An 11406-nucleotide genomic window follows, 5' to 3' on the forward strand; every position below is an offset into this window, starting at 1 on the left:
CTGCTCACGGCTTGCAAAGTATTAAAAGCACTTATTTACATTATTATAAAAATTTCGAGCCACACTTGTTTGTCAAACATTACAGACAATAAAGCATACAAGAAGACGAATGTAGGAAATCCTAAATATTAAGTAATAGAGCGGTTTATTCTGCCTTTTTGTTTTCTAGTTATAAGAGCCAAACAAAAAATAAAATTATACCGATAAGCACGCAAAGCCCTAACAGTGCATCTTGCCAAGTTCCCTCTTCTTCATTATTTTTATTATCTGCAGCTAATGGGGTGCTTTTTAATTCTCCAGTTCTTTTCATCTCATCAATGCGGGACTGTGTAAGACTCGCCGCAGGGCTTAAAGAAGCTGTTGTTTTCATCTTAGCTTGTAGTTCTTCACATTTTTTTGTAATTCTGTTGACTTTTTCAAATTCTCGATCTAATTCTGCTTGCTCTCTTTCTTCTCGCTCTTTTATTCTTTTTTCCAGTTCCTTGTCAGGTTTGCAAAATATTTTGTGAATAACTAAACCCGCTATTATTTTTGATGTTGTACTCTCTAACATAAAAGCCCCTTTATTCTTATCATCATTCCATTATATCAAATACCCCAAAAACCAAATAATTTATTTAATCATCTGGATTTACTTATTTATGCCACTTTTTTAACAATATGGTTCGAATATTAAAAAAAATAAGCAAATGATCGAAGGAAAAGAACGGCTATTTTATAAATAAATTAGGATTGAATAGTAAATATACCAAGCCATATAAAAATATTTTAAAAAAACAATAATAGAAAGGAAAGTGAAAAACCATAAGCGGTCAGATTTTTTAAAGATTTTGCAAAAATAAAAAAAGACCTAACACAAGTGCTAGGTCTTCTTATTCTTCGTAGTTAGAAATTAGTCAACAATAACTGCTTTCTCTACTACACGAACTAAAGTCCAAGATTTAGTTTTAGAAAGTGGACGACACTCTTTAATTTCTACTAAATCACCAACTTTTGCTTCGTTGTTTTCATCATGTACGTGAAGTTTTGTAGTACGACGCATAAACTTACCATATAATGGATGTTTTACGGTACGTTCAATAGCAACTGTGAATGATTTATTCATTTTGTCACTAACTACTTTACCTTGTACTGTACGAATTTTATCAGTCATTACTCACCCGCCTTTTCAGTCAATACAGTTTTTACTTGTGCAATACTACGACGTACTTGCTTTAACTGATGGGTTTGTTGAAGCTGACCGGTGGCTGCTTGCATACGCAACTTGAATTGCTCACCTAACAAGTTAACCAATTCAGCATTCAGCTCTTCAACACTTTTACTACGGAGTTCTTGAGCTTTCATTACATCACCGTCTTAGTTACAAATGTGGTTTTCACTGGAAGTTTAGCTGCCGCTAACGCAAATGCGTGACGAGCAACTTCTTCTGGAACACCATCCATTTCATATAATACTTTACCCGGTTGGATTAAGGCTACCCAGTACTCTACGTTACCTTTACCTTTACCCATACGGACCTCTAATGGTTTTTCAGTAATTGGTTTATCTGGGAATACACGAATCCAGATTTTACCTTGACGTTTAACCGCACGAGTCATTGCACGACGTGCTGCCTCGATTTGACGCGCTGTTAAACGACCACGGCCAACTGCTTTTAAACCATAAGTACCGAAGCTTACATCAGTACCAGCCGCTAGTCCACGGTTACGACCTTTGTGAACTTTACGGAATTTTGTGCGTTTTGGTTGTAACATTCAGTGATCTCCTTATTTACGACCTTTGCGAGAACCCTTGCGAGGTTTCTGCTTTTCAGGTTGTTTTTCTGATTCCATCACTGCAGCCATTCCACCAAGAACTTCACCTTTAAAGATCCACACTTTAACACCGATAATACCGTATGTTGTGAGAGCTTCTGCAGTGTTGTAATCGATATCTGCACGAAGTGTATGTAGAGGCACACGGCCTTCACGATACCACTCTGAACGTGCGATTTCTGCACCACCTAAACGACCACTTACTTCAACTTTGATACCTTTAGCACCTAAACGCATTGCGTTTTGTACCGCACGTTTCATCGCACGACGGAACATTACACGACGTTCTAGTTGAGAAGCAATGCCATCTGCAACTAATTTTGCATCTAGCTCTGGTTTTTTCACTTCAGCGATATTGATTTGAGCTGGAACACCTGCGATTTTCGCAACTGCGTTTCTCAATTTTTCAACATCTTCGCCTTTCTTACCGATAACGATACCTGGACGAGCTGTGTGAATAGTTACACGAATGCTTTTAGCTGGACGCTCAATAGTGATGCGTGAAACTGAAGCATTTGCTAACTCTTTGTTTAAAAATTGACGGACTTTGAAATCGCCTTCTAAATTATCAGCGAAATCTTGTGTATTCGCGAACCAAGTAGAGTTCCAAGGCTTAATAATGCCTAGGCGAATACCATTTGGATGTACTTTTTGACCCATTGCTATTCTCCTACTGATTAACGATCTGACACAACCACAGTGATGTGGCTAGTACGTTTTAAAATACGATCTGCACGACCTTTTGCACGTGGCATTACACGTTTCATGCTAGGACCTTCATCTACAAAAATCTTCGCAACTTTTAGATCGTCTACATCTGCACCGTCATTATGCTCTGCATTCGCAATAGCAGATTCTAAAACTTTTTTCACTAAATCTGACGCTTTTTTATTAGTGTAAGTTAAAATCTCTAACGCTTGTGCAACGCTTTTACCGCGAATTAAATCAGCAACTAAGCGAGCTTTTTGTGCAGAAGTACGAGCGTAACGATGTTTTGCTATTGTTTCCATCTTCTACCTCTTATTTCTTAGCTTTCTTATCTGCGACGTGACCGCGATATGTACGAGTCGGTGCAAATTCACCTAGTTTATGACCGATCATTTCATCGGAAATAAACACAGGAACATGCTGACGACCATTATGGACTGCGATGGTCAATCCGATCATTTGTGGAATGATCATTGAACGACGGGACCAAGTTTTGATTGGTTTTTTATCCCCGCTTTCCACCGCCTTCTCTACCTTCTTCAACAAGTGTAGGTCAAGGAAAGGACCCTTCTTGAGAGAACGTGGCATGGCTTACCTCTTTATTTAATTTAAAAAAATATTACTTGCCACGACGACGTACGATATATTTATCTGTACGTTTGTTGTGACGAGTTTTCTTACCTTTGGTCTGAACGCCCCAAGGAGTAACTGGGTGTTTACCGAAGTTACGACCTTCACCACCACCGTGTGGGTGATCAACAGGGTTCATTGCGGTACCACGAACTGTTGGACGAATACCTCTCCAACGGCTTGCACCAGCTTTACCAAGGACGCGAAGCATATGCTCTGAGTTACCTACTTCACCGATAGTCGCAGAACACTCAGCTAATACTTTACGCATTTCACCTGAGCGAAGACGTAAAGTTACATAATTACCTTCACGAGCAATAATTTGTACGTAAGCACCAGCAGAACGAGCAATTTGACCACCTTTACCAGGTTTTAATTCTACGTTATGAACTGTTGTACCTACTGGGATATTACGCATAGGTAATGCATTACCAGCTTTAATTGGCGCTGAAACACCTGCTTGAACTTGATCACCAGCAGAAAGACCTTTTGGTGCTAAGATATAACGGCGTTCACCATCTTTATAAAGTACTAATGCGATATTCGCAGAACGATTTGGATCGTATTCTAAACGCTCAACTGTACCTACGATATCAAGTTTGTTACGTTTAAAGTCAATAATACGATAGTGTTGTTTATGTCCACCACCGATGTGACGAGTAGTAATACGACCAAAATTGTTACGACCACCAGTTTTAGATTTAGTATCTAAAAGAGGTGCATAAGGTTTACCCTTATGAAGCTCTGCGTTAACAATTTTAACTACGTGACGACGACCAGCGGAGGTCGGCTTACATTTTACTATAGCCATAATATTTTATTCCTCCGTTATTACTCTGCACTACCTGCGAAGTCCAATTCTTGGCCTTCTTCAAGTGTTACATAAGCTTTTTTCCAGTCACTACGACGACCCATTTTAACACCACGGCGTTTAGTTTTACCTTTAACTACCAAAGTGCTTACAGAAGCTACTTTAACTTCAAAAAGTTGTTCAACCGCATTTGCAATTTCTACTTTATTAGCATCTAATGCAACTTTGAATACGATTGTGTTCGCTTTTTCTGCGTTGTTTGTCGCTTTTTCAGAGATATGTGGTGCTCTAAGCACTTTTAGCAAACGTTCTTCTTGCATCATGCTAACATCTCCTCAATTTGCTTAACAGCATCAGTAGTGATAACTACTTTTTCAAAAGCAATTAAACTTACTGGATCGATACCTTGTGCATCACGAACGTCAACTTTATATAAGTTACGAGCAGCTAAGAATAAATTCTCGCTTACTTCTGCTGTGATGATTAAAGCATCATCTAATGCCATTTCTTTTAATTTTTGTACTAAAACTTTTGTTTTAGGCGCATCAACATCAAATTTATCAACAACTACTAAACGTTCTTGACGAACTAATTCAGAAAGAATGCTTTTGATTGCACCACGGTACATTTTTTTGTTTACTTTTTGGCTATGGTCTTGTGGTTTAGCTGCGAAAGTAACGCCACCAGAACGCCAGATTGGCGACTTAACATTACCTGCACGAGCACGACCAGTACCCTTTTGACGCCAAGGTTTTTTACCTGAACCAGACACTTCAGCACGAGTTTTTTGTGCGCGAGTTCCTTGACGAGCACCTGCTGCATATGCAACAACTACTTGATGAACTAACGCTTCGTTAAACTCACGTCCGAAGGTAGTTTCAGAAACAGTCAATGCAGTTCCTGCATCTTTAGTTACTAATTCCATCTCTATCTCCTAGACTTATGCTTTAACAGCTGGTTTAACAATAACATTACCATTGATAGCACCAGGAACAGACCCTTTTACTAATAGTAAGTTACGTTCAGCATCAACACGAACAACTTCAAGTGATTGAACAGTTACACGTTCAGCACCTAAGTGTCCAGCCATTTTTTTACCTTTAAACACACGACCTGGAGTTTGGCATTGACCAATAGATCCAAGAACACGATGTGATAAAGAGTTACCGTGAGTAGCATCTTGAGTACGGAAGTTCCAGCGTTTAACACCGCCAGCGAATCCTTTACCTTTTGATGTACCAGTAACATCTACTTTTTGAACATCATTTAAGATGTCCACTTTGATTTCTTGACCTAAAGTGAACTCTTGAGTTTCACCTTCAGTACGAAATTCCCATAAACCGCGACCAGCTTCAACACCTGCTTTTACGAAATGACCAGCTTCTGGCTTAGTTACACGACTAGCTTTTTTAGTACCAGTTGTAACTTGAATTGCACAGTAGCCGTCTGTTTCAAGGGTTTTAACCTGAGTAACACGGTTGGCTTCGATTTCGATAACTGTAACTGGTACTGAAACGCCATCTTCATTGAAGATACGAGTCATACCAACTTTACGACCGATTAAACCAATCATTGTAATAACCTCTTTAAATTTCCCAATTAACCTAGACTGATCTGTACATCAACGCCAGCAGCTAGATCTAAACGCATTAGTGCATCAACAGTTTTTTCTGTTGGTTCAACAATATCAACCAAACGTTTGTGAGTACGGATTTCATATTGGTCACGCGCATCTTTGTTTACGTGAGGAGAAATCAATACTGTAAAACGCTCTTTACGAGTTGGTAAAGGAATTGGACCACGAACTTGTGCACCAGTACGTTTAGCCGTTTCTACGATCTCCGCTGTTGATTGATCAATTAAACGATGATCAAATGCTTTCAAGCGGATACGGATTCTTTGGTTCTGCATTAGACCAGAGCTCCATTATAAATTTAGCTAATAAAAAACCGAACTACCAACTTGGATTATTTTAAATAGTCCAAGGGAGCACGATTAACCTTTTGTAGTTTCCAAATCGGAAACATTTTATTCATTACAAAATCTGTAATGACACTTGATAAATGATTACACCAAGTGACTTAACTCAGTAAGTTTGCTAATAATACGCCATTTTAAGAATAAAAGCAAGTATTAAATATAAACAATTTGATAATAAACCATTAGGGATTTAATCTTAATAATTTAGTATGTAATCGATTAAAAGTATCGGCAAACATCTTCTTATCTCTATCAGAAAAAGGCTTTTGTTTACCCATTTGAGATGGTTCAAGCACACCAGTACTCCGCATCATATCCATAAAATCTCGCATACCTAAATTCTGTTTAATATTATCCTTATTATACTCTATTCCTTTAAAGTTAATTACCGCCACGCCTTTGTCAATCAGATCATTAGCTAGCGGAATATCACTGGTTATCGCTAAATCATTTTTTTCAACCACTTCCACAATATAGTTATCCGCAATATCAAAACCCTTTTCAACCACTTTAATGGTAATAAAAGGTGAACGTGGTAAATTGATAAAACTATTACTCACAAATATTGCAGTCGTTTTGGTTCGCATTACCGATTTACAAATAAAATCTCGTAATGTTTTTGGACAAGCGTCAGCATCTATATAAATTTTCATTATTTTCTCTTACTTTTCAAAATCGCGTATATCTTAACAAAAAATAGGATAGATACCTAAAACAGTACCTATCCTATAAAATTTATTAACTAAAACTAATTTAACTTGCTAAATGTTTATTGCGGCTACGCTGTAAAATATACACCAGCACTAATAACGACGCACACACCACTGAAATGACAAATAATGTCCCGAAAAAGCCATTCCATTTAAAGTGTTCAATAATTAAAGAAAGAGGCAAACCAGCAATAGAAGCACCAATATACGCAAATAAACTTACAAAGCCCGTTGAAGCACCTGCTGCATTTTTGTGTGAGTTTTCCGCAGCTGCCATTGCGATCAAGAATTGTGGTCCGAAAATAAAGAAGCCCATAAAGAAGAATAAGGCTGACATGATATAACCGTTATGAGTTGGTAATAACCACATAGAAGAGGCAACAGCAATAATGCCCACTACATAAATAATATTCATTTGGGTTCTATTACCTTTGAAGAATTTATCGGATCCCCAACCAGCAAATAACGCACCAATAAATCCGCCAACTTCAAAGAAAGAGACACTCGCATTGGCTTGTAGAATATCATAACCACGCGTTTCTATGAGGTAAAGGTTACCCCAATCATTGATCCCTGTGCGTACGATATACACTAAGCAATAAGATAATGCCAATGCCCAGATAATTTTATTTTTAAAGACATAGCTTTTCAAAATTTCCCACGTAGAAAGTCCAATACCCTCACTTTCGTGTTCTTTCTCTGCTTCATCGCCACGCCATTCACCCACTGTTGGTAATCCCATTGATCTTGGACGGTCACGCAAAAACACGCACAATCCTAATCCAACCACAATCGCGATAATTCCCGGAATAATCATTCCATAACGCCAGCCCCAATAAAGGGTTACCGTACCTGCAATAAGTGGAATAATTGCACCACCCAGATTATGGGACGTATTCCAAATCGCCCACCATAAACCACGTTCATTACGAGAATACCACGTATTTAAAATCTTCGCACAAGGTGGCCAGCCCCAGCCTTGGAAGAACGCATTGATCATCCATAGAGTAATAAACATAAAGACAGAGGAACTCAATCCAAATAGGATATTTACAACCCCTGTAATCATCAACCCAATTCCCATAAAATAGCGAGGATTTGAGCGATCACCAATAACACCAGACAGGAATTTAGACGCACCATAGGTAAGATAAAATACCGTTCCCATCATACCAATATCTGCTTTTTCTAACCCTAAATCCGTTAGCATTGCAGGCATAACAAAGTTGAATCCTTTGCGAGTAAAATAGAAAACAGCATAACCAATATAGCTCACTATCATTAACTGTAAACGGTAGAAGCGATAAGTTTGATCGATTTCTTCCTGTGATTTTGTTACAGGCAAATCTGGATCTTCTCTAAAAATAGCCATAGATTTCTCCTTAAATTTATTGCGTGATTAAATTAACCTCTTCAAGTATAAAAGATAATCACCTTTAAAAATGTGATTCTTATCACATTTCTGATCATTTATTTCACAAAAACAAGCTAAGCAACCGATTTCTATTTTCAATTTTTCGCAATTTATAAGATAATGATTTTAGTGTATAAAGTATTAAGGTTTATATAATGAGTAAAGTAAATTCTCGAATTCAGCAACTTAATTTCTTACTAAAAAAAATGGATAAAATCCATTTACGTGATGCGGCTGAAATCTTAAATGTTTCAGAAATGACAATTCGACGAGATTTGAGTACTGATTCAAGTTCCGTAACCCTGTTAGGGGGATATATTGTTAAATCCCCTCAGAACAATCATCAAAATAACTATGTTATCTTAGAACAAGAAACCAAGAATATTGCGGAAAAAATGTATGTGGGCAAATTGGCCGCATCTCAAATTGTAGAAAATGATGTGGTTTTCTTTGATACGGGTTCTACAATTCCTTTTATTGCCTCTCAAATTCCTCGCTCACTAAAATTTACGGCTATTTGTTGCTCAATAAATACATTTTTAATTTTACAAGAATATCCTTACTGTGAACTGATTTTATGTGGGGGAAGTTACTCTCGTCATAACAACGCATTAAGTCCTATTAGTTTATCCAATGAACTAGACAATATTTGTACCACAAAAGCTTTTATTTCCACAGCGGGTGTAAGTCAATCAAAAGGAATAACCTGTTGTTATTTTGATGAAGTGCAAACCAAACGCAAAGCAATGAATAAAACAGAAAAAAGTATTTTAGTTTTTGAACATTCCAAAATAGAAAAAACGCATCAGGCTTATATTTGCCCATTAAATAGTTTCGATCAAATCATTACTGATCAACCTCTTCCTGAAACGTTTGATACCACAGACATTGATGTACTTCTGTAACTCACAACAAGCAGTTTTATGCGATAAACTGCTTGTTGCTTTATCCGTTATTGTGCCATTTGATCGACCACTTTCATAAAACCATCTGCGGTACTATAAACATCTTCCTTACCCTGTGAAAGTAACAACATATCAGACAGCTCACGAAACGCACCTTGCCCACCCGCTTTTTTAAGAATTAAATCCGCTTGTTTTTTAATATAATCAGGTGCATCAGCTACGGCAACCGCCAAGCCACAAATCTCGAAGGCAGGTAAATCTAGGGTATCATCACCAATATAAGCGGTTTCTTCTGGAGTGACGCCTGCTTGCTCAATAAGTTGTAAACACGCGGTGCGTTTTTCCATTTTTCCTAACAAAAAATAAGGTATTTTTAATACATCAATGCGTTTACGTAATAATGGCGAATCGCCACCTGACAGTACCGCGACCTTCGTGCCTGTAGTTAATAACATTTTTATGCCTAACCCGTCTTGCACGTGGAATTTTTTTAAAACCTCACCTTCTGCACTGTAATAAAGTCCGCCGTCTGTTAAGACACCATCGACATCGGTAATCACTAATTTAATTTTTGCTAATTCTTTCATCTTTTCTCTATTGATTTAAATAATATTGCATTTTAATATGGTCAAGATTATAGCTTATTTTAGGAGTAAATATGTCTATCGAACAAAATTTAACGAGCATTAAACAGCAAATTTGTAAATTTTCACAAAAATATGACCGCTTGGATCACGAAGTAAAACTACTTGCCGTAACCAAAACAAAACCTGTTACGGACATTGAGCAAGCCATTGCGTGCGGACAGCGTGCTTTTGGGGAAAATTATGTGCAAGAAGGCGTAGAAAAAATTGCTTATTTTCAAAATAACAAGGATCTTGAATGGCATTTTATCGGCACATTGCAATCGAAAAAGACCCGCTTAGTAGCTGAAAATTTTGATTGGGTACAAACCCTTGATCGTTTAAAAGTGGCGACTCGCCTAAATGAACAACGTCCAGAACAACTTGCACCATTGAATGTGTTAATCCAAATTAACATTAGTGATGAAGACTCAAAATCAGGAATTGAGCCAAGTGAAATGCTTGCTCTTGCCGATGAAATTATGCAATTACCTCGTTTAAAATTGCGTGGTTTGATGGCAATCCCAAAATCAGAAACAGAGCTAGAGAAACAAAAAATCGCATTAGCCCAAATGAAAGCCCTATTTGACATGTTACAGCAGAAATACCCAGATATTGACACCCTTTCAATGGGAATGAGTGGCGATATGCAAAGTGCGATTGAATGTGGTTCAACAATGGTACGCATTGGAAGTGCAATTTTTGGGGCAAGAAATTAACACTTAGGTTATAATCTAACAAAATTTATTATTTATCAGGTATTCCTTTTGGCTAAACAACGCAAACTTACACAAAATCAAAAACGCCGTATTCAGTCTAATCATCATAAAAAGATCCACAAGAAAGAGTTGGAATGGCAAGATGAAATGCTCGGTGAAACCGAAAATGGCTTAATTGTCGCACGCCACGCGAAACACGCAGATGTAGAAACTGAAAATGGCGAAATTTTCCGCTGTAATTTACGTCGCACTTTAAAATCTGTGGTAGTGGGCGATAAAGTCTCGTGGCGAAAAGGCAGTGAACAGTTGCAAGGTATTAGTGGTGTGATTGAAGCAATTTATCCACGCACCAACGAACTTTCTCGCCCTGACTATTATGACGGTATTAAAGTAATGGCAGCCAATATCGATCAAATTATTATTGTGTCTGCGGTCTTGCCCGAGCTTTCATTAAACATTATCGACCGCTATTTAGTGATTTGTGAAAATGCCAGAATTCCCGCGTTAATCGTCCTAAATAAAATTGATTTATTAGATGATAACGCACGCCAAGAGGTGGAAAAACAGCTCGATATTTACCGAAAAATTGGTTACAACACCCTCTGCTTATCTGCTCAAACTGGAGAAGGAATGGCACAATTAGACGATTATTTATCACAGGGTACATCAATTTTTGTAGGGCAATCAGGGGTAGGGAAATCAAGCCTCATTAACCAAATCTTACCTGAAACCCAAGCGGTCACAAATGAAGTGAGCAGTAACTCAGGGCTAGGACAACACACCACCACCTCATCGTGCTTATACCGTTTACCACAAGGGGGCAAGCTGATTGACTCGCCGGGAATTCGTGAATTTGGTTTATGGCATTTAGAAACCGAACAAATCACACAAGGCTATATCGAATTTCAATCTGTGTTAGGGCTTTGTAAATTCCGTGATTGCAAACACAACACCGATCCAAGCTGTGCCATTCGAGAAGCGATGGAAGAAGGCAAAATCGACCGCACTCGCTTTGAAAACTATCACCGTTTAATTGAAAGTAGCAAAGAAGTGAAAGGGCAACGCTTCTTTAAAATATAATTTTTTTAATTT

At 37.8% G+C, this 11406-nt stretch carries 18 protein-coding genes; 3 read left to right on the forward strand and 15 right to left on the reverse strand.

The genetic code is table 11. The features are described from left to right. Nucleotides 1-169: 169 nt before the first annotated feature. From DYE60_RS07585 to uhpC, 14 genes are all read right to left on the reverse strand, one after another. On the reverse strand, nucleotides 170-553 hold the full coding sequence (locus DYE60_RS07585) for a hypothetical protein (protein WP_115316018.1): 384 nt from the start codon (nucleotides 551-553) through the stop codon (nucleotides 170-172). A gap of 339 nt (nucleotides 554-892) precedes the next feature. Continuing rightward, a complete protein-coding gene (rpsQ, locus tag DYE60_RS07590; protein ID WP_115316019.1) occupies nucleotides 893-1153 on the reverse strand; it encodes a 30S ribosomal protein S17 in 261 nt (86 codons plus the stop codon). Next, on the reverse strand, nucleotides 1153-1344 hold the full coding sequence (gene rpmC, locus DYE60_RS07595) for a 50S ribosomal protein L29 (protein ID WP_115316020.1): 192 nt from the start codon (nucleotides 1342-1344) through the stop codon (nucleotides 1153-1155). Before rpmC ends, rpsQ begins: the two co-directional genes overlap by 1 nt. After that, nucleotides 1344-1754, reverse strand: coding sequence for a 50S ribosomal protein L16 (gene rplP / locus DYE60_RS07600; protein ID WP_115316021.1), 411 nt, complete (start codon nucleotides 1752-1754; stop codon nucleotides 1344-1346). Before rplP ends, rpmC begins: the two co-directional genes overlap by 1 nt. A gap of 12 nt (nucleotides 1755-1766) precedes the next feature. Beyond that, nucleotides 1767-2474, reverse strand: coding sequence for a 30S ribosomal protein S3 (rpsC, locus tag DYE60_RS07605; protein ID WP_115316022.1), 708 nt, complete (start codon nucleotides 2472-2474; stop codon nucleotides 1767-1769). Nucleotides 2475-2491: 17 nt separating this feature from the next. Next, nucleotides 2492-2824: a 50S ribosomal protein L22 gene (gene rplV / locus DYE60_RS07610; protein WP_115316023.1), complete on the reverse strand. Its 333-nt coding sequence runs from the start codon at nucleotides 2822-2824 to the stop codon at nucleotides 2492-2494. A gap of 10 nt (nucleotides 2825-2834) precedes the next feature. Further along, nucleotides 2835-3110 carry a 30S ribosomal protein S19 gene (rpsS, locus tag DYE60_RS07615; RefSeq protein WP_115316024.1) on the reverse strand — a complete coding sequence of 92 codons (276 nt, stop codon included), beginning with the start codon at nucleotides 3108-3110 and terminating at the stop codon, nucleotides 2835-2837. A 31-nt stretch (nucleotides 3111-3141) separates the two neighbouring features. Continuing rightward, nucleotides 3142-3963 (reverse strand): 50S ribosomal protein L2, encoded by an 822-nt coding sequence (gene rplB, locus DYE60_RS07620; RefSeq protein WP_115316025.1) that lies wholly within the window; start codon nucleotides 3961-3963, stop codon nucleotides 3142-3144. A gap of 20 nt (nucleotides 3964-3983) precedes the next feature. Further along, nucleotides 3984-4283 carry a 50S ribosomal protein L23 gene (rplW, locus tag DYE60_RS07625; protein ID WP_172460413.1) on the reverse strand — a complete coding sequence of 100 codons (300 nt, stop codon included), beginning with the start codon at nucleotides 4281-4283 and terminating at the stop codon, nucleotides 3984-3986. Further along, nucleotides 4283-4888, reverse strand: a complete 606-nt coding sequence (gene rplD, locus DYE60_RS07630) for a 50S ribosomal protein L4 (protein ID WP_115316027.1) — start codon at nucleotides 4886-4888, stop codon at nucleotides 4283-4285. The genes rplW and rplD overlap by 1 nt, the downstream gene beginning before the upstream one ends. A 15-nt stretch (nucleotides 4889-4903) precedes the next feature. After that, a complete protein-coding gene (gene rplC, locus DYE60_RS07635) occupies nucleotides 4904-5536 on the reverse strand; it encodes a 50S ribosomal protein L3 (RefSeq protein ID WP_115316028.1) in 633 nt (210 codons plus the stop codon). A gap of 26 nt (nucleotides 5537-5562) precedes the next feature. Then, nucleotides 5563-5874, reverse strand: a complete 312-nt coding sequence (gene rpsJ / locus DYE60_RS07640) for a 30S ribosomal protein S10 (RefSeq protein WP_001181005.1) — start codon at nucleotides 5872-5874, stop codon at nucleotides 5563-5565. 251 nt (nucleotides 5875-6125) lie between these two features. Then, complete coding sequence (locus tag DYE60_RS07645; RefSeq protein WP_115316029.1) at nucleotides 6126-6596, reverse strand: YaiI/YqxD family protein; 471 nt, start codon at nucleotides 6594-6596, stop codon at nucleotides 6126-6128. Nucleotides 6597-6696: 100 nt separating this feature from the next. Next, nucleotides 6697-8025, reverse strand: coding sequence for an MFS transporter family glucose-6-phosphate receptor UhpC (gene uhpC / locus DYE60_RS07650; RefSeq protein WP_115316030.1), 1329 nt, complete (start codon nucleotides 8023-8025; stop codon nucleotides 6697-6699). Between the two features lie 197 nt (nucleotides 8026-8222). On the opposite strand from uhpC, the gene deoR reads away from it, so the two are divergent. Then, nucleotides 8223-8972, forward strand: coding sequence for a DNA-binding transcriptional repressor DeoR (deoR, locus tag DYE60_RS07655; protein ID WP_172460386.1), 750 nt, complete (start codon nucleotides 8223-8225; stop codon nucleotides 8970-8972). A gap of 47 nt (nucleotides 8973-9019) precedes the next feature. On the opposite strand, the gene DYE60_RS07660 is transcribed toward deoR, so the two are convergent. Further along, nucleotides 9020-9559: a KdsC family phosphatase gene (locus tag DYE60_RS07660; protein WP_115316032.1), complete on the reverse strand. Its 540-nt coding sequence runs from the start codon at nucleotides 9557-9559 to the stop codon at nucleotides 9020-9022. 71 nt (nucleotides 9560-9630) lie between these two features. Here DYE60_RS07660 and DYE60_RS07665 point away from each other — a divergent pair, with 71 nt between their 5' ends. Together DYE60_RS07665 and rsgA are read left to right on the forward strand one after the other, a co-directional pair. Further along, a complete protein-coding gene (locus tag DYE60_RS07665) occupies nucleotides 9631-10314 on the forward strand; it encodes a YggS family pyridoxal phosphate-dependent enzyme (RefSeq protein ID WP_115316033.1) in 684 nt (227 codons plus the stop codon). A 48-nt stretch (nucleotides 10315-10362) separates the two neighbouring features. Beyond that, nucleotides 10363-11394: a small ribosomal subunit biogenesis GTPase RsgA gene (gene rsgA, locus DYE60_RS07670; RefSeq protein WP_115316034.1), complete on the forward strand. Its 1032-nt coding sequence runs from the start codon at nucleotides 10363-10365 to the stop codon at nucleotides 11392-11394. The last annotated feature ends 12 nt before the right edge of the window (nucleotides 11395-11406 follow it).

The organism is Phocoenobacter uteri (assembly GCF_900454895.1).
Classification (GTDB): Bacteria; Pseudomonadota; Gammaproteobacteria; order Enterobacterales; family Pasteurellaceae; genus Phocoenobacter; species Phocoenobacter uteri.